Source organism: Pseudomonas sp. UBA7530 (assembly GCF_002479365.1).
GTDB lineage: Bacteria > Pseudomonadota > Gammaproteobacteria > Pseudomonadales > Pseudomonadaceae > Aquipseudomonas.
In genome coordinates this window covers 444801-468148 of record NZ_DLMS01000003.1, presented here as the reverse complement: position 1 = coordinate 468148, position 23348 = coordinate 444801, and the positions used below count along the sequence as shown (strand labels likewise).

General features: G+C 62.6%; 26 protein-coding genes and 1 tRNA gene. 19 read left to right on the top strand and 8 right to left on the bottom strand.

Annotated elements, in window-relative coordinates:
• The 4 genes from B2U07_RS08255 to B2U07_RS08240 all read right to left on the bottom strand — a co-directional run.
• Window positions 1-1670: valine--tRNA ligase (locus tag B2U07_RS08255; RefSeq protein WP_296276745.1), on the bottom strand; the 1670-nt coding region annotated here is incomplete at its 3' end.
• 138 nt (window positions 1671-1808) lie between these two features.
• The gene (locus B2U07_RS08250) at window positions 1809-2249 is read right to left on the bottom strand and encodes a DNA polymerase III subunit chi (protein ID WP_275545998.1); all 441 of its coding nucleotides are present in this window, start codon (window positions 2247-2249) and stop codon (window positions 1809-1811) included.
• Window positions 2250-2310: 61 nt separating this feature from the next.
• Window positions 2311-2730 (bottom strand): DNA polymerase III subunit chi, encoded by a 420-nt coding sequence (locus B2U07_RS08245; RefSeq protein ID WP_275545997.1) that lies wholly within the window; start codon window positions 2728-2730, stop codon window positions 2311-2313.
• Between the two features lie 126 nt (window positions 2731-2856).
• Window positions 2857-4344 carry a leucyl aminopeptidase gene (locus B2U07_RS08240; protein ID WP_275545996.1) on the bottom strand — a complete coding sequence of 496 codons (1488 nt, stop codon included), beginning with the start codon at window positions 4342-4344 and terminating at the stop codon, window positions 2857-2859.
• Window positions 4345-4487: 143 nt separating this feature from the next.
• Here B2U07_RS08240 and lptF point away from each other — a divergent pair, with 143 nt between their 5' ends.
• Together lptF and lptG are read left to right on the top strand one after the other, a co-directional pair.
• Window positions 4488-5612: an LPS export ABC transporter permease LptF gene (lptF, locus tag B2U07_RS08235; RefSeq protein ID WP_275545995.1), complete on the top strand. Its 1125-nt coding sequence runs from the start codon at window positions 4488-4490 to the stop codon at window positions 5610-5612.
• On the top strand, window positions 5605-6669 hold the full coding sequence (gene lptG, locus B2U07_RS08230; protein ID WP_197858394.1) for an LPS export ABC transporter permease LptG: 1065 nt from the start codon (window positions 5605-5607) through the stop codon (window positions 6667-6669). Before lptF ends, lptG begins: the two co-directional genes overlap by 8 nt.
• 59 nt (window positions 6670-6728) lie before the next feature.
• Here the strand turns inward: lptG and B2U07_RS08225 are convergent, their stop codons facing one another.
• The 3 genes from B2U07_RS08225 to B2U07_RS08215 form a co-directional block, all read right to left on the bottom strand.
• A complete protein-coding gene (locus tag B2U07_RS08225) occupies window positions 6729-7226 on the bottom strand; it encodes an RDD family protein (RefSeq protein ID WP_197858396.1) in 498 nt (165 codons plus the stop codon).
• A 104-nt stretch (window positions 7227-7330) separates the two neighbouring features.
• Window positions 7331-7543 (bottom strand): cold-shock protein, encoded by a 213-nt coding sequence (locus B2U07_RS08220; protein WP_003298189.1) that lies wholly within the window; start codon window positions 7541-7543, stop codon window positions 7331-7333.
• A gap of 336 nt (window positions 7544-7879) precedes the next feature.
• Window positions 7880-7964, bottom strand: a tRNA-Leu gene (locus B2U07_RS08215).
• A gap of 238 nt (window positions 7965-8202) precedes the next feature.
• On the opposite strand from B2U07_RS08215, the gene B2U07_RS08210 reads away from it, so the two are divergent.
• The 7 genes from B2U07_RS08210 (at window position 8203) to B2U07_RS08180 (ending at window position 15071) form a co-directional block, all read left to right on the top strand.
• Window positions 8203-8955, top strand: a complete 753-nt coding sequence (locus B2U07_RS08210; protein ID WP_275545994.1) for a substrate-binding periplasmic protein — start codon at window positions 8203-8205, stop codon at window positions 8953-8955.
• Window positions 8956-8995: 40 nt separating this feature from the next.
• Window positions 8996-10039: a tRNA preQ1(34) S-adenosylmethionine ribosyltransferase-isomerase QueA gene (gene queA / locus B2U07_RS08205; RefSeq protein ID WP_275545993.1), complete on the top strand. Its 1044-nt coding sequence runs from the start codon at window positions 8996-8998 to the stop codon at window positions 10037-10039.
• Window positions 10040-10059: 20 nt separating this feature from the next.
• Window positions 10060-11175 (top strand): tRNA guanosine(34) transglycosylase Tgt, encoded by a 1116-nt coding sequence (gene tgt, locus B2U07_RS08200; protein WP_197858519.1) that lies wholly within the window; start codon window positions 10060-10062, stop codon window positions 11173-11175.
• A 41-nt stretch (window positions 11176-11216) separates the two neighbouring features.
• Entirely contained in the window at window positions 11217-11546 is a 330-nt protein-coding gene (gene yajC / locus B2U07_RS08195) for a preprotein translocase subunit YajC (protein WP_197858436.1), read from the top strand.
• A 68-nt stretch (window positions 11547-11614) separates the two neighbouring features.
• A complete protein-coding gene (gene secD / locus B2U07_RS08190; protein ID WP_197858438.1) occupies window positions 11615-13483 on the top strand; it encodes a protein translocase subunit SecD in 1869 nt (622 codons plus the stop codon).
• A gap of 12 nt (window positions 13484-13495) precedes the next feature.
• A complete protein-coding gene (secF, locus tag B2U07_RS08185) occupies window positions 13496-14410 on the top strand; it encodes a protein translocase subunit SecF (RefSeq protein ID WP_275546057.1) in 915 nt (304 codons plus the stop codon).
• A gap of 118 nt (window positions 14411-14528) precedes the next feature.
• On the top strand, window positions 14529-15071 hold the full coding sequence (locus B2U07_RS08180; RefSeq protein WP_197858440.1) for a glycine zipper 2TM domain-containing protein: 543 nt from the start codon (window positions 14529-14531) through the stop codon (window positions 15069-15071).
• A gap of 59 nt (window positions 15072-15130) precedes the next feature.
• Here B2U07_RS08180 and suhB read toward each other — a convergent pair whose 3' ends face one another.
• On the bottom strand, window positions 15131-15946 hold the full coding sequence (gene suhB / locus B2U07_RS08175) for an inositol-phosphate phosphatase (protein ID WP_197858442.1): 816 nt from the start codon (window positions 15944-15946) through the stop codon (window positions 15131-15133).
• 145 nt (window positions 15947-16091) lie between these two features.
• Here suhB and trmJ point away from each other — a divergent pair, with 145 nt between their 5' ends.
• From trmJ to iscX, 10 genes are all read left to right on the top strand, one after another.
• Window positions 16092-16871 carry a tRNA (cytosine(32)/uridine(32)-2'-O)-methyltransferase TrmJ gene (gene trmJ, locus B2U07_RS08170; RefSeq protein ID WP_275546056.1) on the top strand — a complete coding sequence of 260 codons (780 nt, stop codon included), beginning with the start codon at window positions 16092-16094 and terminating at the stop codon, window positions 16869-16871.
• Window positions 16864-17643, top strand: coding sequence for a serine O-acetyltransferase (cysE, locus tag B2U07_RS08165; RefSeq protein WP_197858443.1), 780 nt, complete (start codon window positions 16864-16866; stop codon window positions 17641-17643). The genes trmJ and cysE overlap by 8 nt, the downstream gene beginning before the upstream one ends.
• Window positions 17644-17779: 136 nt before the next feature.
• Window positions 17780-18277, top strand: coding sequence for a Fe-S cluster assembly transcriptional regulator IscR (gene iscR, locus B2U07_RS08160; protein ID WP_197858445.1), 498 nt, complete (start codon window positions 17780-17782; stop codon window positions 18275-18277).
• A 30-nt stretch (window positions 18278-18307) separates the two neighbouring features.
• A complete protein-coding gene (locus tag B2U07_RS08155) occupies window positions 18308-19522 on the top strand; it encodes an IscS subfamily cysteine desulfurase (RefSeq protein WP_197858447.1) in 1215 nt (404 codons plus the stop codon).
• A gap of 43 nt (window positions 19523-19565) precedes the next feature.
• The gene (gene iscU, locus B2U07_RS08150; protein WP_017362576.1) at window positions 19566-19952 is read left to right on the top strand and encodes a Fe-S cluster assembly scaffold IscU; all 387 of its coding nucleotides are present in this window, start codon (window positions 19566-19568) and stop codon (window positions 19950-19952) included.
• Between the two features lie 13 nt (window positions 19953-19965).
• A complete protein-coding gene (iscA, locus tag B2U07_RS08145) occupies window positions 19966-20289 on the top strand; it encodes an iron-sulfur cluster assembly protein IscA (protein WP_197858449.1) in 324 nt (107 codons plus the stop codon).
• 8 nt (window positions 20290-20297) lie between these two features.
• The gene (hscB, locus tag B2U07_RS08140; RefSeq protein WP_275545992.1) at window positions 20298-20819 is read left to right on the top strand and encodes a co-chaperone HscB; all 522 of its coding nucleotides are present in this window, start codon (window positions 20298-20300) and stop codon (window positions 20817-20819) included.
• Window positions 20820-20864: 45 nt separating this feature from the next.
• Window positions 20865-22730: a Fe-S protein assembly chaperone HscA gene (gene hscA, locus B2U07_RS08135; RefSeq protein ID WP_275545991.1), complete on the top strand. Its 1866-nt coding sequence runs from the start codon at window positions 20865-20867 to the stop codon at window positions 22728-22730.
• Window positions 22731-22733: 3 nt separating this feature from the next.
• On the top strand, window positions 22734-23075 hold the full coding sequence (gene fdx / locus B2U07_RS08130; protein ID WP_197858454.1) for an ISC system 2Fe-2S type ferredoxin: 342 nt from the start codon (window positions 22734-22736) through the stop codon (window positions 23073-23075).
• Between the two features lie 17 nt (window positions 23076-23092).
• A complete protein-coding gene (gene iscX / locus B2U07_RS08125) occupies window positions 23093-23293 on the top strand; it encodes a Fe-S cluster assembly protein IscX (protein WP_275545990.1) in 201 nt (66 codons plus the stop codon).
• Window positions 23294-23348 lie beyond the last annotated feature (55 nt).

The following is a 23348-nucleotide window of genomic DNA, read 5'->3' as shown; positions in this document are numbered from 1 at the left end:
TCCAGCGGGTCGAGCACGTTGCCCTTGGACTTAGACATCTTCTGCCCCTGGCCGTCGCGTACCAGGCCGTGCACGTAGACGGTCTTGAACGGAATCTGCCCGGTCAGGTGAGTCGACAGCATGATCATCCGCGCGACCCAGAAGAAGATGATGTCGAAGCCGGTGACCAGCACGTCGGTCGGGTGGAAAGTCTTGAGGAAGTCGGTCTGCTGCGGCCAGCCGAGGGTGGAGAAAGTCCACAGGCCGGAGCTGAACCAGGTGTCCAGCACGTCTTCGTCCTGGCGCAGGGCGGCATCACCGAGATTGTGCTTGGCGCGTACTTCCGCTTCGTCACGGCCGACGTAGACGTTGCCGGATTCGTCGTACCAGGCCGGGATGCGGTGGCCCCACCACAGCTGACGGCTGATGCACCAGTCCTGGATGTCGCGCATCCAGCTGAAGTACATGTTCTCGTACTGCTTGGGCACGAATTGGATTTCGCCGCTCTCGACCACAGCGATGGCTTTTTCCGCCAGCGGCTTGGTGGAAACGTACCACTGGTCGGTCAGCCACGGCTCGATCACGGTGCCGGAGCGGTCGCCCTTCGGCACTTTCAGCGCGTGATCCTCGATCTTCTCCAGCAGGCCGGCAGTGTCGAACGCAGCGACGATCTGCTTGCGCGCCTCGAAACGATCCAGGCCGGCGAACTGCTCGGGGATGTTGGCCTCGATCTGCTCGTTGACGCTGCCGTCGAGGTTGAACACCTGGGCGCTGGCCAGCACGGCGGCATTCTTGTCGAAGATGTTGATCAGCGGCAGGTTGTGGCGCTTGCCAACTTCGTAGTCGTTGAAGTCGTGCGCCGGGGTGATCTTCACGCAACCGGTGCCGAACTCGGGATCGCAGTAATCGTCGGCGATGATCGGGATGCGGCGGCCCAGCAGCGGCAGTTCGACGTAGCTGCCGATCAGCGCCTTGTAGCGCTCGTCTTCCGGATGCACGGCCACGGCGCTGTCGCCGAGCATGGTTTCCGGGCGGGTGGTGGCGACGATCAGGTAGTCGTTGCCTTCGGCGGTTTTCTTGCCGTCGGCCAGCGGATAACGCAGGTTCCACAGCGAGCCTTTCTCGTCGTGGTTTTCCACCTCCAGGTCGGAGATGGCGGTGTGGAACTTGGTGTCCCAGTTTACCAGGCGCTTGCCGCGGTAGATCAGGCCGTCTTCATGCAGACGGACGAAGGCTTCCTTCACCGCCCCGGACAGGCCGTCGTCCATGGTGAAGCGCTCGCGCGACCAGTCCACAGAGGAGCCGAGGCGACGGATCTGGCGGGTGATGGTGCCGCCGGACTGGTTCTTCCATTCCCAGACTTTCTCCAGGAATTTCTCGCGGCCCAGGTCGTGACGACCGATACCCTGCGCTGCCAGCTGGCGCTCCACCACCATTTGCGTGGCGATGCCGGCGTGGTCGGTGCCCGGCTGCCACAGGGTGTTGCGGCCCTGCATGCGGCGGAAGCGGATCAGCGCATCCATGATCGCGTTGTTGAAGCCGTGACCCATGTGCAGGCTGCCGGTGACGTTCGGCGGCGGGATCATGATGGTATACGGCTCACCATGACCTTGCGGGGCGAAGTAGTCGTTCTGCTCCCAGGTCTGGTACCAGTTGGATTCGATGGCGTGCGGCTGGTAGGTCTTGTCCATGCGCGGCGGGACCCTTGTGACGGCTGATCGGAAAAGCCGACAAGTATAACGGGGATGGGCCTTGTGGCGTAAGGGCTGCGCGTCAGAGGGCAGTGGCGCGGCGCTGGGGGCAGGGCGCGCCGCCTGGGTTGAGACGTGTCAGGGTTTGCGCGGCGGCAACAGGCGCGGCAGTCGGGCTTCCAGGCGACGTTTGAGTTCGGCCTCGATCTGCGGCACGAAGTCGTCGATCACGTCCTGCAGGATCAGTTGCGCGGCTGCGCGCAGCTCGCCATTGAGGTGCTGCAACTCGCGGGCGCTGTCGTGCAGGCGCGGCTCGATGCGTTCACGCAATGGGCTCGCGGGCGGAGGCTCGGCAGATGCTGGCGCCGGCGCGCTCGGCTTGGGCGCCGGCGCGGCGTGGAAGGGCGGCGGTGGGCCGGGCGGCGCGCTGACGATATCGGACAGCACCGGGATGCTGTCCGGATCGAGTGAGTCGATCAGCAGCGGTGGCTCGGATCTGTCGTCACCCAGCAGCTCGCGAATCGACTCCAGGTCGTGCAGCAGTTGAGCAGGTTTTTGCGGAGGCTTGGGCGTGTCCATGGCGGTCGGTGCGGCGGGCTAAAAGGGCAGAAGTAGCCTGAATTGTGAGCGCCGACGGCCACTAAAGTTCGACGCGCTGCGGATCATACCCGCGCTGGCGGTAGGTGCGGAAATTCTCGCGACAGGCGCTGAGCAATTCGGGTTGCTGGTTGACGATCTCGATGATGCGGGAAAAGCGCTCGACGTGCGGCGACAGGCTGCTGCCGAGGTTGATCAGCACGCCTTGGTCGGCACTCGGCACTTCATCGATACCCAGTACCACGGGCGACAGCGGCGCGTCCTGATGCAGGTCGTGGGGTACGAAGCGCTCGGCCTTGAAACTCCACAGCAGCTCGTTGAGTTCAGCGCATTGCGCCTCGTCGCTACCTCGGACGAACACCGGCAGGCCAGCGCCCCAGGCCTTGAGCGCCAACTGGCAGGCGGCGCGCAGACGGCCCGCGGCGTCGCTGGAGGATAGAACGTAGAACTCGATTCTGGGCATCAGGGGCTTCGACGATAAAAAGCGAATGGCGGTGAAGTGCATTGTGTAGGAGCGGATTTATCCGCGATAACTCGCGAATTATCGCGGCTGAAGCCGCTCCTACACAGGCGTGGCCGGGCTGCGGCGTCAGGCCTTGGCGCGGTCCAGCAGATACTGGGTCAGCATCGGTACCGGACGACCGGTGCCGCCCTTGTCCTTGCCGCCACTGATCCAGGCGGTGCCGGCAATGTCCAGGTGCGCCCAGTGGAAGTTCTTGGCGAAGCGCGACAGGAAGCAGCCGGCGGTGATGGTGCCGGCCTTCGGCCCGCCGATGTTGGCGATGTCGGCGAAGGGGCTGTCCAACTGCTCCTGATATTCGTCATGCAGCGGCAGCTGCCAGGCGCGGTCGTCGGCGGTGTCGCCGGCCTTGAGGATCTGCTTGATCAGCGTGTCGTTGTTGCCCATCAGGCCGGAGACGTTGCTGCCCAGGGCGACGATGCAGGCACCGGTGAGGGTGGCCACGTCGATCACTGCCTGCGGCTTGAAGCGCTCGGCGTAGGTCAGCGTATCGCACAGCACCAGACGGCCCTCGGCGTCGGTGTTGAGGATCTCCACGGTCTGCCCGCTCATGGTGGTGACGATGTCGCCAGGGCGAGTAGCGCGGCCGCTGGGCATGTTCTCGGCGCAGGCCAGCAGGCACACCAGGTTGATCGGCAGTTGCAGCTCGAGCACGGCCTTGAGCGTGCCGAACACGCTGGCGGCGCCGCACATGTCGTACTTCATCTCGTCCATGCCGGCGGCAGGTTTGATGCTGATACCGCCGGTGTCGAAGGTGATGCCCTTGCCGACCAGGGCGAAGGGCTTCTCGTCCTTCTTGCCGCCCTGATAGTGCATGACGATCATCCGCGGCGGCTGCTCGCTGCCCTGGGCCACGGCGAGGAAGGCACCGGCGCCGAGCTCCTTGAGCTTCTTCTCGTCAAGGATTTCGACCTTGAGGTTCTTGTGCACCTTGCCCAGAGCCTTGGCCTCTTCGGCCAGGTAGCTGGGGTGGCAGAGGTTCGGCGGCAGGTTGCCCAAGTCCTTGGTGAAGGCGACGCCGGTGGCGATGGCGCGGGCATGCTGCAGGGCGCGTTCGGCGTCGGCCTGTTCGGCCTTGTCGACGACCAGGGTGATCTTCTTGAGCGCGCGCGGCTCGGCCTTTTGGCTCTTGAACTGCTCGAACAGGTAGGTGCCGTCGGCCAGGGTCTCGACGATCAGGCGGGTCTTGCCGTAAGTATCACGGCCCTTGACCTTGAGCTCGCCAAGGGCGAGCAGCGCGTCGCTGCCGCCCAGGCCCTTGAGCACGCCATGCACGCCTGCAACCAACTTGCGCAGTTGGCGGTCGGATAGATCGCCCTTGCCGCAGCCCACCAGCAGCACGCGTTCGGCCTTGAGTCCCGGCAGGCTGTGCAGCAGCAGGGTCTGGCCCGGCTTGCCGGCGATATCGCCACGCTTGAGCACGGCGGAGAGGGCGCCGTTGCTGGCCTGGTCGACGGCCTTGGCGGCATCACCAAGCTTGCGGCCTTCGCCGATGGCGACCACCAGGGTCGCGGTTTTCAGGGTTTCCGCACGGGTACTTTTGACGAGGAATTCCATAGTGAGCTGTCCCCAAGACAAAGAGTCGGGTTTGACGGATAATGGCCGCCATTTTTCGAGGGTCCACCCTGCGGTGGGCCGGCAAGTAGGTGCGGCTAGTTTGAGCGTTCGCGCCTGAGCCTGACAACCCTGGAGCGTCCGGTTTGATCGTCTTCCGTTATCTGTCCCGCGAAGTGCTGGTGACCCTCAGTGCGGTGAGTGCCGTACTGCTGGTGATCATCATGAGCGGTCGTTTCATCAAGTATCTGGCCCAGGCGGCGCAGGGCGTACTCGACCCGGGCGTGCTGTTTCTGATCATGGGCTACCGGATTCCCGGCTTCCTGCAACTGATCCTGCCGCTGGGGCTGTTCCTCGGTTTCCTGCTGGCCTACGGCCGTCTGTACCTGGACAGCGAGATGACCGTGCTGTCGGCCACCGGCGTCAGCCAGCAGCGCCTGACCGCTTACAGCATGGCGCCAGCGCTGATCGTCGCGCTGCTGGTTGGCTGGCTGAGTCTGGGCCTGGCGCCGCAGGGCGTGGCCAGCGTGGCGCGCATCCTCAACGAGCAGGATGCCCTGACCGAACTCGATACTCTGGTGCCGGGGCGCTTCCAGTCGCTGCGTGATGGCTCGCGAGTGACCTATTCGCAGGAGCTGTCGGCCGATCGCAGCGAGCTGCGTGGCGTGTTCATGTCGGAGAAGCGCTTCTCCACCGATGGCCGTTCCGAGCGTGGCATCACTGTGCTGGTGGCCGAGAGCGGGCGCCAGGAAATCCAGGACGACGGTAGCCGCTATCTGATTCTGGAAAATGGCTACCGCTATGACGGTGAGCCGGGCGAGGCGGATTACCGCGCCATCCAGTACGACACTTACGGCGTGCTGCTGCCCAAGCCGGAGGTCGCCATCGAAGCCAGCGAACGTGAGGCGACGCCGACTCGTGAGCTGCTCGGCAGCAGCGACCCGCGCATGCAGGCCGAGCTGCAATGGCGCCTGTCGTTGCCCCTGCTGGTGTTCATCGTCACCTTGCTGGCCGTGCCGCTGTCGAAGGTCAACCCGCGTCAGGGCCGCTTCCTCAAGCTGTTGCCGGCAATCTTCCTTTATATGGCGTATCTGGGCCTGCTAATCGCCGCGCGTGGCGCGCTGGACAAGGGCCGGCTGCCTGCGGCCCTGGGCCTGTGGTGGGTGCATGGCATCTTCCTCGCCATCGGCTTGGCGTTGTTGTACTGGGAACGTCTGAGTTTGTGGTGGGCCAGCCGCCGTGCGCCGGCGTCGGAGGTGGCTCATGGCTAAGCTGGATCGCTACATCGGCGCTCAGGTTTTCTTCGCCATTCTGGCGGTACTGGGCGTCATCCTCGGCCTGGCGTTGCTGTTCGCCTTCATCGATGAGCTGGGCGACCTTAACAAGGGCGATTACGGCCTCGGTCAGGCGCTCTGGTACGTATTGCTGACCGCGCCGCGCCGGGCCTACGAGATGTTGCCGATGGCGGCGCTGATCGGCTGCCTGATCGGTCTCGGCACCCTGGCCAGCAACAGCGAGCTGACCATCATGCGCGCTGCTGGCGTGTCCATCGGGCGTATCGTCTGGGCGGTGATGAAGCCCATGCTGGTACTGATGCTCGCCGGCATTCTGATCGGCGAGTACGTTGCGCCGCTGACCGAGAACCAGGCCCAGGCCGACCGTGCGCTGGCGCAGGGTGGTGGTGCGGCGCAGAGCTCCAAGCGCGGTATGTGGCATCGTCAGGGCCAGGAATACGTGCACATCAACGCCGTGCAACCAGGCGGTGTTCTGCTCGGGGTTACGCGCTACCGCTTCGACGGCGAGCGTCGCCTGCTTTCGGCCAGCTTCGCTCGCCGTGCCGAGTACCGTGACAACCACTGGATGCTGAGCAACGTGCAGACCACGCTGCTGCATGAAGACCGTTCCGAGGTGGTCAATCAGCGCGAAGAGCGCTGGGACATCGAACTCAACCCGGAGCTGCTTGGCACCGTGGTGATGGAGCCCGAGTCGCTCTCGGTGACCGGGCTGTGGCAGTACATCCACTACCTGGGCGAGCAGGGGCTGAACAATGCCCGTTACTGGCTGGCGTTCTGGACCAAGGTACTGCAGCCGCTGGTGACTGGCGCTCTGGTGCTGATGGCGATTTCCTTCATCTTCGGCCCGCTGCGTTCGGTGACGCTGGGGCAGCGCGTCTTCACCGGCGTGCTGGTCGGCTTCATCTTCCGTATCGCTCAGGACCTGCTGGGGCCGTCGAGCCTGGTGTTCGGCTTCTCGCCGCTACTGGCGGTGCTGGTGCCGGCTGGCATCTGCGCGCTGGCCGGTCTCTGGCTGCTACGCCGCGCCGGCTGAGTCGCTTGTGGGCATGAAAAAGCCGGTTCAGTGAACCGGCTTTTTCGTATCTGCTCGGGCTACTTCTTGTGAATGTTCTTGGGTAGCTGAACCACGCGGCTGTCCGAATAGATGTCGTGCCAGGTGCGGCCCTGCTTGTCCCACAGCAGCCAGAGAAAACCCAGGCCGGCGAACAGCCAGGAACCGATGGCGACCACGAAACGCAGCAAGGCCTGCCATAGGTCAATGGCGCTACCGTCGGCGTTCTGAATGCGCAATCCCCAGGCCTGCATGCCCAGCGTCTGGCCGTTATGCGTCCAGAACTTGGCGAAGAAGGCGAACAGCGACAGCAGTACCAGGCTGGCGAGAAGCGGGTCGTTGTCCAGGGCGCCGGCTTCGGCCATCGCCATCAGTGCATCGCCACCATGAATCAGGCGCAGGATGCCCTGTTGGTAGATCAGGGTGACCACCATGATCAGCGCCACGCAGAGCAAAAAGTCGTAGAAGAGGGCCGCCAGGCGACGAATCAGCCCGGCAGTGGGAAAGTCTCCCTGCGGGCGTAGCTGGTGTTTCGGCATGATGGGCTCGCTGTGACGAAAGTGCGCGCCATTCTAACCGCGACTTTTCCCCAGGCATAAAAAAACCCCTGATCGAGATCAGGGGTTCTTCAAAGCAGCGGCAATCAGCCCAGGATCTGAACCTGGTCGGCCTGCATGCCTTTTTGACCTTGCACAGCTACGAAGCTGACTTTCTGGCCTTCTTTCAGGCTCTTGAAGCCGTTACCTTCGATCGCGCGGAAGTGCACGAACAGATCCGGACCGCTTTCGGGAGTGATAAAACCAAAACCTTTCTCGTCGTTAAACCACTTGACGGTACCGTTCTGACGATTCGACATGTCTTTTTCCTTGAAACTAAAGTTGATGACAGCCTCCGAGTATAGAGGGCTGAGACTGGTTGCAAGGAGTAATAGAAGTCGAGCGGGATGTAGCGGATCGAAGTGATCTGCTGCACCAGAGTCACGATTCACGGCGACCCATGCAAACAGTTCGATCACTCTACGCTAACTTTTGCGCAATTGCCAACCCCTGCCAGCAAGGTCGCCAGCCAGGTTTTACGGGGCCTGCCGAGGTGCCGGAAAAGTTTGGCGGTAACCGGCTTGCAACAATTGCCTCTATTGTTCACGCAGATACGAAAAAGCCCGCAAGACCAAGGTCTTGCGGGCTTCGAATCGTGGTGCCCCGGGGGAGACTCGAACTCCCACTCCTTTCGAAAACGGATTTTGAATCCGCCGCGTCTACCGATTCCGCCACCGGGGCACGATGGCGGCGCAGTATAGGGATGCACCTTGCGCCGGTCAATCGGCGTTAATGCGGTAATTGGCTATCGATGCGTTCCTGTACTGGCGGCCAATGGCAGTGATGATGGCGCCCGGCTTTTATATTGCGGTTGCGGCTAGAATCGCGCTGTCATCAAGATTGCCGAGTATGGCACTTATATAAATGACCTCGGGGTGAGGCGGTCATGGGAGAAGGAGTTATCAAAGGTTTGTGCCGGATGCTCGTCACGGGTCTGCTACTCGTGCCTATCGCTAGGGCCGACACCCTGACCTACGCCGTCACCGATGAAAGTTGGGCACCTTACTGGATAGTCGAGGGGGCTCGGGTCAGCGGCATCCTCCACGAGTTCATGCTCGCGCTGGATGAGCGCTTGCCGGAGTCGCTGCTAGCCAGCCACCCGTTGCCGCCGCTGCGGACGCAAAAGCTTTTTCGCGAGGGGCAGTTGCAGATCGAGTGTTGCGTCAGCAAGAGCTGGCGCAGTGACGCCGAACAAGTCGAGGTCTCGGCGTGGACGGTGCCGGTGCTGGAAACCGAGGAGATGCTGATTTTTCCTCCCGGCAGGGATTTCCCCTACAGTCATCTCGAGGATCTAGGTGGACGAGCCATCGCCACCGTGCGCGGCTATGGCTATGCCGGCAGCAACCACTTTCAGCGTAACGATGGCGCCGATGTTCAGGCACTGATCTACCGCGTTGCCCAGGGGCGCAGCGAGGCCGGCATCCTCGACCGCCTGGAGTGGCGCTATCTGCAACATGTGGACGGGCAGTTGCGCGGGACTCGCTGGCAGGTGGAGGAGGGGCCGACGATTCATCGCTCTCAATTGCGTTTGCGCCTGCACCGAGATCGGCTGGGTCGGCTCGAGGCGGTCAATGCCGCCATCCGCTCGCTGCAGAACGATGGCACCCTGGCGCGGATCGTCGCCAGGTATGCGCCGCAGCCTCACGTGGTCGGACTGGGGGAAATCCGGTAAGCTTCGCCATCCTGCAGAAATACCCCCGCCGAATAGAATCATGCGTGTTGCCGATTTTCACTTCGATCTGCCCGAGTCGCTGATCGCCCGTCACCCCCTGGCCGAGCGTCGTGCCAGTCGCCTGTTGCAGCTGGACGGCCCGAGTGGCGCGCTGCGTCATGGCCAGTTCACCGACGTGCTGGAGCAACTGCGCTCCGGTGATCTGATGGTGTTCAACAATACCCGGGTGATTCCGGCGCGCCTGTTTGGCCAGAAAGCGTCCGGCGGCAAGCTGGAGATACTGGTGGAGCGTGTGCTCGATCAGCACCGCGTGCTGGCCCATGTGCGCTCGAGCAAATCGCCCAAGCCGGGCTCGCAGATTCTTATCGAGGGTGGTGGCGAGGCCGAGATGGTCGCGCGTCACGATACCCTGTTCGAGCTGCGTTTCGCCGAGCCGGTGCTGGCGTTGCTGGAGCGGGTCGGCCATATGCCGTTGCCGCCATATATAGACAGGCCGGACGACGAAGCGGATCGCGAGCGTTACCAGACCGTCTACGCCGAGAAAGCGGGCGCAGTGGCTGCGCCGACTGCGGGGCTGCACTTCGATGACGAGCTGCTGGCGGCGATCCGTGCCAAGGGTGTGGAAACGGCATTCGTCACCCTACATGTCGGCGCCGGTACCTTCCAGCCGGTGCGCGTGGAGCGCATCGAGGATCACCACATGCACAGCGAGTGGCTGGAAGTCGGCCAGGATGTCGTCGATGCCGTGGCGGCCTGCCGCGCCCGTGGCGGACGCGTGGTCGCCGTCGGCACCACCAGTGTGCGTTCGCTGGAGACCGCGGCGCAGAGCGGCGAGCTGAAGCCGTTCAGCGGCGATACCGACATCTTCATCTACCCGGGGCGTCCGTTTCATGTCGTCGACGCGCTGGTCACCAACTTCCATCTGCCCGAGTCGACCCTGCTGATGCTGGTGTCGGCCTTCGCCGGCTATGCCGAGACCATGGCCGCCTATCGCGAGGCCGTGGCGCAGGGTTATCGCTTCTTCAGTTACGGTGATGCCATGTTCATCACCCGCAATCCCGCCGCGCGCGGGCCCGAGGTTTGAGTATGTCGCGCACCTGTCGCATGTCCTTCGAGTTGCTGGCTACCGACGGCAAGGCCCGTCGCGGCCGCCTGACCTTCCCGCGAGGCGTGGTCGAGACCCCGGCCTTCATGCCGGTGGGTACCTATGGCACGGTCAAGGGCATGCTGCCGCGTGACGTCGAGGACATCGGCGCGCAGATCATTCTCGGCAACACCTTCCACCTGTGGTTGCGCCCGGGCATGGAGGTGATCAAGAAGCATGGCGACCTGCACGACTTCATGCAGTGGCAGGGGCCGATCCTCACCGACTCCGGCGGTTTCCAGGTGTTCAGCCTCGGGGCGATGCGCAAGATCAAGGAGGAGGGCGTGTACTTCGCCTCGCCGGTCGACGGCGCCAAGGTGTTCATGGGGCCGGAAGAGTCGATGCAGGTGCAGCGCGACCTGGGCTCGGACATCGTGATGATCTTCGACGAATGCACGCCGTACCCGGCCGAGTTCGACGTGGCCAAGCGCTCGATGGAGCTGTCGCTACGCTGGGCCAAGCGCTCCAAGACCGCGCACGGTGAAAGCACCGCGGCGCTGTTCGGCATCGTCCAGGGTGGCATGCACGAGGAGCTGCGCATGCGCTCGCTGGAGGGTTTGTGCGAGATCGGCTTCGACGGCCTGGCCATCGGCGGCCTGTCGGTCGGCGAGCCGAAGGAAGAGATGATCCGCGTGCTCGACTTCCTGCCGCCGCAGATGCCGGCCGACAAGCCACGCTACCTGATGGGCGTGGGCAAGCCGGAAGATCTGGTCGAGGGCGTGCGCCGCGGCGTGGACATGTTCGACTGCGTGATGCCGACGCGTAATGCGCGCAACGGACACCTGTTCGTCGATACCGGCGTGGTGAAGATCCGCAACGCCGTGCACAAGCTCGACGATTCGCCGCTGGATCCGACCTGCGACTGTTACACCTGCAAACACTTCTCGCGCGCTTATCTGCATCATCTGGACAAGTGCGGCGAAATGCTCGGTAGTATGCTCAATACCATCCATAACTTGCGGCATTATCAGCGGGTTATGGCTGGTTTGCGCGAGGCTATCGGACAGGGTACATTGGCCGCCTTTGTCGAAGCCTTCTATGCCAAGCGCGGCCTGCCTGTGCCGCCTCTGGACTGATTTCCCGAACGTTTGAAGATCCTTTCCATTAGGAGTGTTACATGAGCTTTTTGATCCCCGCCGCCTACGCTGACACCGCGGCTGCTGGCCCTGCCGGCAGCGGTTTCGAGTGGGTTTTCCTGATCGGCTTCCTGGTCATCTTCTATCTGATGATCTGGCGTCCGCAGGCCAAGCGTGCCAAGGAGCACAAGAACCTGCTCGGCGGCCTGCAGAAGGGCGACGAAGTCGTCACCAGCGGCGGTATCGCCGGCAAGGTGTCCAAGGTTGCCGACGATTTCGTGGTGATCGAGGTGTCTGACACCGTCGAGCTGAAGTTCCAGAAGCAGGCCATCGCCGCCACCCTGCCCAAGGGCACGCTGAAAGCCATCTGATTCGGTTCTCGGTTTTTCCATTCCACGGGGCGCTTTTAGCGCCCCGCGTCATAGCGGGCGGCCCGTTCATGCTCAATAAATACCCTCTGTGGAAGTACCTGCTGATTCTGTCCGTACTGGCGATCGGCCTGGTCTACTCCATTCCAAATCTCTATCCAGACGATCCTGCCGTGCAGATCAGCGGCGCCAGCTCGGCGCTGAGCATCGAGCAGACGGATGTCGATCGTGCCAGCAAGGCGCTGACCGATGCCGGTATCCAGGTCAAGGCTGCCAGCATCGACGAGCGTGGCCGCGGCGGCCTGATTCGTCTGATCAAGCAGGATGACCAGCTGCCGGCCAAGGACATCGTCCGTCGCGCACTGGGCGATGACTACGTCGTGGCGCTGAACCTGGCGCAAACCACTCCCGACTGGCTGCGCAGCCTGGGCGCGAGCCCGATGAAGCTCGGCCTGGACCTCTCCGGGGGCGTGCACTTCCTGCTGGAAGTCGACATGGACAAGGCGCTGGACGTGCGCCGCCAGGTCTATGAAGGTGAAATCAAGAGCCTGCTGCGCAAGGAGCGCGTGCGCTATCGCAGCATGCCGGAAAGCAACGGCCGCATTCAGCTCGGCTTTGCCGACAGCGACACGCTGGACAATGCGCAGCGCCTGATTCGCAAGGATTACAGCGATTTCGAACTGACCACTGTCGAGCGCAATGGCCAGCAGGTCCTGCAACTGGGTCTGACCCAGGCGAAGATCGCCGAGATCCGCGAATACTCCATTCGCCAGAACCTCACCACTGTGCGTAACCGCGTCAACGAGCTGGGCGTAGCCGAGCCGCTGGTGCAGCGCCAGGGCGCCAACCGCATCGTGGTCGAGCTGCCCGGTGTGCAGGACACCGCCGAGGCCAAGCGTATTCTTGGTAAGACCGCGAACCTGGAGTTCCGTCTGCAGGCCGATTTCGACGCGCCGCGTGGTGCGACCGAGGCTTTCGGTTTCCGCGAGGAGGGTCGTCCGCCGGTGCAGCTTGAGCGTGAGCTGATCATCACTGGTGACCAGGTTACCGATGCCCAGGCCAGTTTCGACGAGAACGGTCGTCCGCAGGTGAACATTCGCCTCGACGGTCACGGCGGCGATCTGATGAATCGCGCCACGCGCAACAATGTCGGTCGCAGCATGGCGGTGATCTTCATCGAGCAGAAGCCGGTCACTCGCTATGTGCGTCAGACCGTCGATGGCGTCGAGCAGGAAGTCGCCGTCCCTTCCTTCGTCGAAGAGAAGAAGATCATCAGCCTGGCGACCATCCAGTCGGCACTCGGCAGCCAGTTCCGTATCACCGGTCTGAACGGCCAGGGTGAGTCCTCGGAGCTGGCGCTGCTGCTCCGCGCCGGTGGCCTGGCTGCACCGATGTACTTCGCTGAAGAGCGCACCATCGGCCCGAGCCTGGGTGCAGAGAACATTGCCAAGGGTATTGCCTCTACCGAATGGGCAATGATCTTCGTGGCCCTCTTCATCATCGCCATCTACCGTTTCTTCGGTGTGCTGGCGACTGTCGCTCTGGCGTTCAACCTGGTGCTGCTGGTAGGCCTGATGTCTGCCATCGGCGCGACCCTGACCTTGCCGGGTATTGCCGGTATCGTCCTGACCCTGGGTATGGCGGTGGACGCCAACGTGCTGATCTTCTCGCGCATTCGCGAGGAGCTGGCCAATGGCCTGCCCGTGCAGCGCGCCCTGCATGAAGGCTTCGACCGTGCATTCTCGGCGATTCTCGACAGTAACCTGACCACCTTGCTGGTCGGCGGCATCCTGTTCGCCATGGGCACCGGCCCGGTCAAGGGCTTCGCGGTGACCATGTCTCTGGGCATCATCACTTCGATGTTCACAGCCATCATGTTCACCCGAGGTCTGGTCAACCTGATCTTCGGTGGCCGCAACGTCAAGAAGCTGTGGATCTGAGGTGCAGCCATGATCAAATCAACCATTCGTTTTATGGCGGTACGCAATATCGCCTTCGCCATAACCTTGGCGCTGACAGTGATCGGCCTGGGGGCGTTGTTCGCCAAAGGGCTTAACTTCGGCCTGGACTTCACCGGCGGCACCCTGATCGAACTGCAATACGAACAGCCGGCCAATCTTGATCGAATCAAGACCGAGCTGGGCCAGGCAGGTTATACCGATGCCGTGGTGCAGAGCTTCGGCGCCAGTACCGATGTGCTGGTGCGTCTGGCTGGCGATTCTCCCGACCTGGGTAATGAGGTCGCGGCCGCGCTGCGCAAGGTCGACGAGGCGACGCGTTTCGAGGTCAAACGCGTCGAGTTCGTCGGCCCGCAGGTGGGGGAGGAACTGCGTGACCAGGGCGGTATTGCCATGCTCCTGGCGCTGGGCGGCATCATGCTGTACCTGGCGTTTCGCTTTCAGTGGAAGTTCGGTGTCGGCGCCATCGCATCCCTTGTGCATGACGTGATCATCACTCTGGGCGTACTGGCGTTTTTCCAGATCCCGTTCGACCTGACCGTGCTGGCGGCGATCCTGGCGATGATCGGTTACTCGCTCAACGACACCATCATCATCTATGACCGTATCCGCGAGAACTTCCGCGTGCTGCGCAAGACCTCGCTGATCGAGAATATCGACGTTTCGATTACCCAGACCTTGCTGCGTACCATCGCTACATCATTGTCCACAGCACTGGCGCTGTTGGCGCTGCTGTTCTTCGGTGGTGAAGTGCTGGGCGCCTTTGCTCTGACCCTGCTGGTGGGTGTCGTGGTCGGGACCTACTCGTCGGTCTATATCGGTGCCACTGTGCTGGTATGGCTGAAACTCAGCGTGGAAGATCTGATTCCTCCTGCGGCTGAAGCCGAGGCCGACGACGGCCGCCCGTAACGATGTGACAGGCTTCATGAAAGTCAGCGAAAGCCGCGGCCAGTCGAACTTGTCGCGGCTTTTTGCTGTCCTAGGCAGGGAGAAGGGCGCGAGTCGCCGAGCCTAGGAGACACATAAAATGAACAAATCACTGTTGGTAGGTGCCGTACTGGGTGCTGTGGGTGTGACCGCTGGTGGCGCTGTTGCCACTTACAGCCTGGTTGATCGTGGCCCGGATTATGCCGAGGTGCTGGCCGTAACGCCGGTCAATGAAACCGTGAAAACGCCACGGGAAGTCTGCAAGGACGTGGCGGTCACGCGTCAGCGTCCGGTACAGGATCAGCATCAGATCGCCGGCACGGCTATCGGGGCCATCGCCGGTGGTCTGCTGGGTAATCAGGTCGGCGGCGGTACCGGCAAGAAGATCGCCACCGTGGCCGGCGCCGTTGGCGGCGGTTATGCCGGCAACAAGGTTCAGGAAGGCATGCAGCAGCGTGACACTTACACCACCACCGAAACCCGCTGCAACACCGTGACCGACACCAGCGAGAAGCTGGTGGGCTACGATGTGAAGTACCAGCTGGGCGAGAAGGTCGGCACCGTGCGCATGGACCGTGATCCGGGCAGCCGCATTCCGGTCAACAAGCAGGGCGAGCTGGTGCTGGTGCAGCAGACTCAATAAGAAAGCGAGTCATAAAAAAACGCCCCTCGGGGCGTTTTTTATTTTTGCTCGATGAAAGCTCAGCGCTTCATCGAGGGTGCCAGGTGCGGCTGGATCGCCGTCAGCACGGCCTTGAAGCACTTGGTGTTGCCGGCAACGATCTGGCCCTTTTCGAGGAAATCATGGCCGCCGCTGAAGTCGCTGACCAGGCCGCCTGCTTCCTGAATCAGTAGGGCGCCGGCAGCCATGTCCCACTCGGACAGGCCGAACTCCCAGAATGCGTCGAAGCGGCCGGCCGCAACGTACGCCAGGTCCAGACTGGCAGCGCCTGCGCGGCGGATGCCGGCGGTCTGGCCGGTCAGGCTGCGGAACATGTTGAGGTAGTTGTCCAGGTGATCGAGCTGGCCATCGCGGAACGGGAAGCCGGTGCCGAGCAGGGCACCCTCAAGGCTCTTGCGATTGCTGACGCGCAGGCGACGACCGTTGAGAGCTGCACCGCGGCCGCGGCTGGCGGTGAATTCTTCCTGGCGAACCGGGTCGAGGACAATGGCGTGCTCGAGGCGACCGCGGTATTTGCAGGCGATGCTGATGGCGAAGTGCGGCACGCCGCGAACGAAGTTGGTGGTGCCGTCCAGCGGGTCGATGATCCACTGATAATCAGCGCCTTCGCCGCTGCCTTCCAGCACGCCGCCTTCTTCGCCGAGGAAGCTGTGGGTCGGGTAAGCCTTGCGAATGGCCTGGACGATCATCAGCTCGGCGGCCTTGTCGACCTCGGTGACGTAATCCTTGGCATCCTTCTCGTCGACCGAGATGACATCCAGGCGCTCGATGGAGCGAAAGATCATTTCACCGGCGCTGCGAGCGGCGCGCAGGGCGATATTCAGCATGGGCTGCATGGGAGGTTCACCTGGGGCGTTAAAGAAAGCCGGCCATGTTAGCAGAAAACCGTTGCTGATGAAGCGCCGTCTGTACCCCGCATGGCAATCACGCCGGGGCTTGGGTAAGATCGTAGCCCCCTAATCGTTTCTGAGAGTGTCTGCGTTGCTGGACAATATTCGCGTCGTTCTGGTGGGTACCAGTCATCCGGGCAACATCGGCGGTGCCGCGCGGGCGATGAAAAACATGGGTCTGTCACGTCTGGTGCTGGTGGCTCCCGAGGATTTCCCCAGCGGCGATGCCGTTGCGCGAGCATCCGGCGCCACCGATGTGCTGGACGCCGCGCAGGTGGTCGACACGCTGGAGGAGGCGCTGGTCGGCTGCACGCTAGTCATCGGTACCAGTGCGCGCGACCGACGCATCCCCTGGCCATTGCTCGATCCTCGCGAGTGCGGTACGACCAGTTGCGAACAGGCCGCTGCGGGTGGTGAGGTGGCGTTGGTGTTCGGCCGTGAGTACGCCGGTCTGACCAACGAGGAGCTGCAGCGATGTCAATACCACGTGCATATCCCGTCCAACCCGGAGTTCAGCTCGCTGAACCTGGCTGCGGCGGTGCAGGTGCTGGCCTATGAAGTGCGCATGGCCTGGCTGACAGCGCAAAACCTGCCGAGCAAGGTGGAGAAGCTGGAAACCACGGCGATGCTCAATTCCCAGGTCGCGACGGCGGATGAGCTGGAATCTTTCTACGGTCATTTGCGCCGCGTGCTGGTGATGATCGGCTTTCTCGATCCGCAGAAGCCACGGCACCTGATGACTCGCCTGCGCCGCCTTTTTGGGCGCAGTGCGGTGAGCAAGCTGGAAATGAATATCCTGCGCGGCATCCTTACCGAGACAGAGAAGGCCGTGCGTGGAGAGCCTCACAAGCAGGGGAAGTCTGATGTTTGAACGCATGCGAGAAGATATCCAGAGCGTTTTTCACCGTGATCCGGCGGCGCGCAATGCCTTCGAGGTGGTGACCTGCTACCCGGGGTTGCATGCCACCTGGCTGCATCGGGTGGCTCATGCGCTATGGCGTTCGGGCTGGAAGTGGCCGGCGCGCGTGGTGTCCAACTTCGGGCGCTGGATGACCGGTATCGAGATCCATCCGGGGGCGAAGATCGGGCGGCGCTTCTTCATCGATCACGGCATGGGTATCGTGATCGGCGAAACTGCCGAGATCGGCAATGACGTGACGCTCTATCAGGGTGTGACCCTCGGCGGTACCAGCTGGAACAAGGGCAAGCGTCACCCGACCCTGGAAGATGGTGTCGTGGTCGGAGCTGGCGCCAAGGTGCTGGGGCCGTTCACTGTTGGTGCGGGCGCCAAGATCGGCTCCAATGCCGTGGTGACCAAGGCGGTGCCGGCCGGTGCGACCGCGGTCGGCATTCCCGGCAAGATCATCGTCAAGTCCGATGACGAGCAGGAGGCCAAGCGTCAGGCCATGGCCGAGAAGATCGGCTTCGATGCCTATGGCGTAGGTCAGGACATGCCTGACCCGGTGGCAAGGGCAATCGGGCAATTGCTCGACCACCTGCAGGCCGTCGATGGTCGTCTGGAGGATGTCAGCAAGGCGCTGGCTTCTCTGGATTGCGACTATCGCGCCAAGGCGTTGCCGGAGCTGCGTGACGAGGATTTCGCCGAGGTCTGCAAGGGGCAGGGCGACAAGCCTGCAGCCTGATGCGCGGCGAGGTGGTCTCTGCTATCATCTCGCCTCTTTTTGCGGTCAAACCTGAGTAAATTAATAGGTCTTATAGTTGACTTAAATACTCGGGAATTGCATACTCCGCCTCAATTCAGTGATTCGTGGTAGAGCCATGCGACTGACCACCAAAGGCCGTTACGCCGTTACCGCCATGCTCGATCTGGCGCTGCACGCGCAGCATGGTCCCGTTTCCCTGGCCGATATTTCCGAGCGGCAGGGCATCTCCCTGTCCTATCTCGAGCAACTGTTCGCCAAGCTGCGCCGTGGCAACCTGGTTTCCAGTGTGCGCGGGCCGGGTGGCGGCTATCAGCTGTCGCGTGACATGCGTGGCATTCAGGTGGCCCAGGTGATCGATGCGGTCAATGAGTCCGTAGATGCCACGCGTTGCCAGGGGCAGGGCGATTGCCACTCTGGCGACACCTGTCTGACCCATCATCTGTGGTGCGATCTCAGTCAGCAAATTCATGAATTCCTCAGTGGCATCAGTCTGGCCGATCTGGTCGTGCGCCGTGAGGTTCAAGAGGTCGCGTTGCGCCAGGATCAGCGTCGCTGCTCCGGCAGAGGCACTGCGCCGCATTTGGATAAGATTGAAGCGTCTGCCATCGAGTGAGCAGGGCGTTTGCCTGATAGGAGAAACCCAATGAAATTGCCTATTTACCTCGATTACTCCGCCACAACGCCGGTCGATCCGCGTGTCGCGCAGAAGATGAGCGAGTGCCTGCTGGTCGACGGTAACTTCGGCAACCCGGCTTCGCGCTCCCACGTATTTGGCTGGAAAGCCGAAGAGGCGGTGGAGAACGCCCGCCGTCAGGTCGCCGAGCTGGTCAATGCCGACCCGCGCGAAATCGTCTGGACCAGTGGTGCCACCGAGTCCGATAACCTCGCCATCAAGGGCGTGGCGCATTTCTACGCCAGCAAGGGCAAGCACATCATTACCTCGAAGATCGAGCACAAGGCGGTGCTGGACACCACGCGTCAGCTCGAGCGCGAAGGTTTCGAAGTGACCTATCTGGAGCCGGGCGAAGATGGTCTGATCACGCCGGCCATGGTCGAAGCCGTGCTGCGTGACGACACCACGCTGGTGTCGCTCATGCACGTCAACAACGAAATCGGCACTGTCAATGACATCGCCGCCATCGGCGAGTTGACCCGCTCCCGTGGCGTGCTGCTGCACGTCGATGCGGCGCAGTCCACCGGCAAGGTGGAAGTCGACCTGGAGAAGATGAAGGTCGACCTGATGTCCTTCTCCGCGCACAAGACTTATGGCCCCAAAGGCGTTGGCGCCCTGTACGTGCGTCGCAAGCCGCGCGTACGTCTGGAGGCGCAGACTCACGGTGGCGGTCACGAGCGCGGCATGCGTTCGGGCACGCTGGCCACTCACCAGTGCGTCGGCATGGGTGAAGCCTTCCGCATCGCCAAGGAAGAGATGGCGGCGGAAAACCAGCGCATCACTGCCCTGCGTGACCGTTTCTATCGCCAGCTCGAAGACATGGAAGAGTTGTACGTCAACGGCAGCCTGACTGCCCGCGTGCCGCACAATCTCAACCTGAGCTTCAACTACGTCGAGGGCGAGTCGCTGATCATGGCGCTCAAGGACCTCGCCGTATCGTCCGGTTCGGCCTGCACCTCGGCTTCCCTGGAGCCGTCTTACGTGCTGCGCGCTCTGGGCCGCAACGATGAGCTGGCGCATAGCTCGATTCGCTTCACCTTCGGTCGCTTCACTACCGAAGAAGAAGTCGACTACGCCGCTGCCAAGGTCCGCGAAGCGGTGGACAAGCTGCGTGAGTTGTCGCCCCTGTGGGATATGTTCAAAGAAGGTGTCGACCTTTCCTCCGTGGAATGGGCAGCACACTGATAGCTGCCTGAAGAGCGGCACCTGATGAGAGAGGAAATACAACATGGCTTACAGTGACAAGGTCATCGACCACTACGAAAACCCGCGCAACGTCGGCAAGCTGAACGCCGAAGATCCCGATGTAGGTACCGGCATGGTCGGTGCGCCGGCATGCGGCGACGTTATGCGCCTGCAGATCAAGGTCAGCGAAAGCGGCGTGATCGAAGACGCCAAGTTCAAGACCTATGGCTGCGGTTCGGCCATCGCCTCCAGCTCGCTCGCCACCGAGTGGATGAAGGGCAAGACCCTGGATGAAGCCGAAAGCATCAAGAACACCCAGCTCGCCGAAGAACTGGCGCTGCCGCCGGTGAAAATTCACTGCTCCGTACTCGCCGAGGACGCCATCAAGGCTGCTGTGCGCGATTACAAGCAGAAGAAAGGTTTGCTCTGATACGAGGTTTGCAATGGCCATCACCATGTCTGAAGCAGCTGCCCGCCATGTGCAACGCTCTCTCGAAGGGCGCGGCAAGGGCGAGGGCATTCGCCTCGGTGTGCGTACTACCGGATGCTCCGGCCTGGCCTACGTGCTCGAGTTCGTCGATGAGCTGGCGGCCGAGGACCAGGTGTTCGAGAGCCACGGCGTCAAGGTGATCATCGATCCCAAGAGCCTGGTCTATCTCGACGGCACCGAGTTGGACTTCGTGAAGGAAGGCCTCAACGAGGGCTTCAAGTTCAACAACCCCAACGTGCGCGGCGAATGCGGTTGCGGCGAAAGCTTCAACATTTGAGGCCCTGAATGGGTAATCCTTGCCATTTCGCCCTGTTCGACCTGCAACCGGGTTTTCGCCTCGATCTGCAGCAGTTGGCGGCACGTTACCGTGAGCTGGCGCGCCAGGTTCATCCGGATCGATTCGCCGATGCCGGCGAGCGTGAGCAGCGCCTGGCGCTTGAGCGCTCGGCCTGCCTCAACGAGGCTTATCAGGTCCTGAAAACACCGTCGCAGCGTGCGCGCTATCTGTTGGCCATGCGTGGCCCCGAGTTGCCGCTGGAAGTGACTGTGCAGGATCCGGATTTCCTTCTGCAGCAGATGCAGTTGCGTGAAGAGCTGGAAGAGCTGCAGGACGATGCAGATCTGGCTGGCGTCGCTGCCTTCAAAGGCCGCCTGAAAGCCGCGCAGGAGCAGCTCAACGAGGGCTTCGCTGTGTGCTGGGATGACGAGGCGCGCCGTGAAGAGGCCGAGCGCCTGATGCGCCGTATGCAATTCCTCGACAAGCTCTCTCATGAAGTGCGCCAGTTAGAAGAGCGCCTCGACGATTAACCTGTAGGTTGCTTCGGCAGCCTGCCTGATGATTTCAAGAAGACCATGGCCCTATTGCAGATCGCCGAGCCAGGGCAGAGCCCACAACCGCACCAGCGTCGGCTGGCAGTGGGCATCGACCTGGGCACCACCAACTCGCTGGTCGCTGCCGTGCGCAGTGGTCTGGCCGAACCTCTGGCTGATGCTGATGGCGGCGTTATCCTGCCCTCTGCCGTGCGTTATCACGCCGCAAGCATCGAGGTGGGCGAGTCGGCCAAGCTGGCGGCCGCCAGCGATCCACTCAATACCGTGTTGTCGGTCAAGCGCCTGATGGGACGCGGCATCGCCGACGTGCATCAGCTCGGCGAACAGTTGCCGTATCGCTTCGCTGCCGGCGAATCGCACATGCCCTTCATCGAGACGGTGCAGGGGGCGAAGAGCCCGGTCGAGGTTTCGGCTGAGATTCTCAAGACTCTGCGCCTGCGCGCCGAGCAGACCCTGGGCGGTGAGCTGGTGGGCGCGGTGATCACCGTGCCGGCCTATTTCGACGATGCCCAGCGTCAGGCCACCAAGGACGCTGCACGTCTCGCCGGCCTGACCGTGCTGCGACTGCTCAACGAGCCGACAGCTGCTGCGGTGGCCTACGGCCTGGATCAGAAGGCCGAAGGCGTGGTCGCCATCTACGATCTCGGTGGCGGCACCTTCGATATTTCCATCCTGCGTCTGACTGGCGGTGTGTTCGAGGTGTTGGCCACCGGTGGCGACAGCGCCCTGGGTGGTGACGATTTCGATCATGCCGTGGCCGACTGGATCATCCAGCAGGCCGGTATTTCCAGCGACCTCGACCCGGCCGCCCAGCGTCGCCTGCTGCAGGCTGCATGCGCAGCGAAGGAAGCGCTCACGGACGCCGGCAGTGTCGAGCTGAGCTATGGCGACTGGCATGGTTCGCTGTCGCGCGAGCAATTCGAAGCGCTGATCGAGCCGATGGTCGCGCGCAGCCTCAAGGCCTGCCGCCGTGCCGTACGCGATTCGGGTATCGAGCTGGAAGAAGTCAGTGCGGTGGTCATGGTCGGTGGTTCGACCCGTGTGCCGCGTGTGCGCGGGGCGGTGGGTGAGCTGTTCGGTCGTGCGCCGCTGACCAATATCGACCCTGACCAGGTGGTGGCCATTGGTGCGGCGATCCAGGCCGACGCCCTGGCCGGCAACCAGCGTGAGGATGGCGAGGAGCTGTTGCTGCTGGACGTGATTCCCTTGTCGCTCGGCCTGGAAACCATGGGCGGGCTGATGGAGAAGGTGATCCCGCGCAATACCACCATTCCGGTGGCGCGTGCGCAGGAGTTCACCACCTACAAGGATGGCCAGACGGCGATGATGATTCACGTGCTGCAGGGCGAGCGCGAACTGATCGCCGACTGCCGTTCCCTGGCGCGTTTCGAGTTGCGCGGTATTCCGCCGATGGTCGCCGGGGCGGCGAAGATCCGCGTGACCTTCCAGGTCGATGCCGACGGTCTGCTCAGTGTCGCGGCGCGCGAGCTGAGCTCCGGCGTCGAGGCGAGCATTCAGGTCAAGCCGTCCTACGGCCTGACCGATGGTGAGATCGCACGCATGTTGCAGGACTCCTTCCAGAACGCCGGAGACGACAAGGCGGCGCGTGTGCTGCGTGAGCAGCAGGTCGATGCCCAGCGTCTGATCGAGGCAGTCGAGGGGGCGCTGGAGGCCGATGGCGATCGTCTGCTGGATGCCGAGGAGCGCGAAGTCATCGAGCTGCAGGTGCAGGAGCTTCGCGATCTGCTTGCCGGCACCGATGGTCTGGCGATCGAGCGACAGACCAAACGCCTGTCGCAGGTCACCGATGCCTTCGCCGCCAGGCGACTGGATTCGACGGTTAAAGCCGCGCTGGCCGGGCGCAATCTCAACGAGATCGAGGAATAATTAATGCCGCAGGTAATTTTTCTGCCTCACGAGCGATTCTGCCCGGATGGCCTGGTGGTCGAGGCCGAGCCTGGCATTTCCATCCTCGAGCTGGCGCATGAGCACCATATCGAGATGGAAAGCGCTTGCGGTGGCGTGTGCGCCTGCACCACCTGTCACTGCATCGTGCGCGAAGGTTTCGACTCGCTGAACGAGGCGGACGAGCTGGAAGAGGACTACCTGGACAAGGCCTGGGGGCTCGAAGCTCAGTCGCGCCTGGCCTGTCAGGCCATCGTCGGCGAGGACGACCTCACCGTCGAGATTCCCAAGTATTCACTCAACCACGCTGCTGAAGCGCCGCATTGATCCGGGAGGTATCTGTCATGAGTCTGAAATGGGTCGATGTCCTGGATATCGCCATCGAGCTGAGCGAGCAGAAGCCGGATATCGATCCGCGCTACGTCAACTTCGTCGATCTGCGCAGCTGGGTGCTGGCGTTGCCCGAGTTCTCCGACGATCCGCAACGCGGTGGGGAAAAGGTGCTCGAAGCCATCCAGGCAGCCTGGATCGAAGAAGCCCAGTAGGGCATGGCTCGGAGGGGCGGAGTATCGGCGCTACAGTCCCGGATTACGCTCGAGC

Bases quoted from the DNA above. Each gene is read 5' to 3' on its own strand.
- B2U07_RS08250 (WP_275545998.1), bottom strand. From the start codon at position 2,249: ATGGACACGCCCAAGCCTCCGCAAAAACCTGCTCAACTGCTGCACGAC.
- B2U07_RS08245 (WP_275545997.1), bottom strand. From the start codon at position 2,730: ATGCCCAGAATCGAGTTCTACGTTCTATCCTCCAGCGACGCCGCGGGC.
- B2U07_RS08240 (WP_275545996.1), bottom strand. From the start codon at position 4,344: ATGGAATTCCTCGTCAAAAGTACCCGTGCGGAAACCCTGAAAACCGCG.
- lptG (WP_197858394.1), top strand. From the start codon at position 5,605: ATGGCTAAGCTGGATCGCTACATCGGCGCTCAGGTTTTCTTCGCCATT.
- B2U07_RS08225 (WP_197858396.1), bottom strand. From the start codon at position 7,226: ATGCCGAAACACCAGCTACGCCCGCAGGGAGACTTTCCCACTGCCGGG.
- B2U07_RS08220 (WP_003298189.1), bottom strand. From the start codon at position 7,543: ATGTCGAATCGTCAGAACGGTACCGTCAAGTGGTTTAACGACGAGAAA.
- B2U07_RS08210 (WP_275545994.1), top strand. From the start codon at position 8,203: ATGCTCGTCACGGGTCTGCTACTCGTGCCTATCGCTAGGGCCGACACC.
- queA (WP_275545993.1), top strand. From the start codon at position 8,996: ATGCGTGTTGCCGATTTTCACTTCGATCTGCCCGAGTCGCTGATCGCC.
- tgt (WP_197858519.1), top strand. From the start codon at position 10,060: ATGTCCTTCGAGTTGCTGGCTACCGACGGCAAGGCCCGTCGCGGCCGC.
- yajC (WP_197858436.1), top strand. From the start codon at position 11,217: ATGAGCTTTTTGATCCCCGCCGCCTACGCTGACACCGCGGCTGCTGGC.
- secD (WP_197858438.1), top strand. From the start codon at position 11,615: ATGCTCAATAAATACCCTCTGTGGAAGTACCTGCTGATTCTGTCCGTA.
- B2U07_RS08180 (WP_197858440.1), top strand. From the start codon at position 14,529: ATGAACAAATCACTGTTGGTAGGTGCCGTACTGGGTGCTGTGGGTGTG.
- suhB (WP_197858442.1), bottom strand. From the start codon at position 15,946: ATGCAGCCCATGCTGAATATCGCCCTGCGCGCCGCTCGCAGCGCCGGT.
- cysE (WP_197858443.1), top strand. From the start codon at position 16,864: ATGTTTGAACGCATGCGAGAAGATATCCAGAGCGTTTTTCACCGTGAT.
- iscR (WP_197858445.1), top strand. From the start codon at position 17,780: ATGCGACTGACCACCAAAGGCCGTTACGCCGTTACCGCCATGCTCGAT.
- B2U07_RS08155 (WP_197858447.1), top strand. From the start codon at position 18,308: ATGAAATTGCCTATTTACCTCGATTACTCCGCCACAACGCCGGTCGAT.
- iscU (WP_017362576.1), top strand. From the start codon at position 19,566: ATGGCTTACAGTGACAAGGTCATCGACCACTACGAAAACCCGCGCAAC.
- iscA (WP_197858449.1), top strand. From the start codon at position 19,966: ATGGCCATCACCATGTCTGAAGCAGCTGCCCGCCATGTGCAACGCTCT.
- hscB (WP_275545992.1), top strand. From the start codon at position 20,298: ATGGGTAATCCTTGCCATTTCGCCCTGTTCGACCTGCAACCGGGTTTT.
- hscA (WP_275545991.1), top strand. From the start codon at position 20,865: ATGGCCCTATTGCAGATCGCCGAGCCAGGGCAGAGCCCACAACCGCAC.
- fdx (WP_197858454.1), top strand. From the start codon at position 22,734: ATGCCGCAGGTAATTTTTCTGCCTCACGAGCGATTCTGCCCGGATGGC.
- iscX (WP_275545990.1), top strand. From the start codon at position 23,093: ATGAGTCTGAAATGGGTCGATGTCCTGGATATCGCCATCGAGCTGAGC.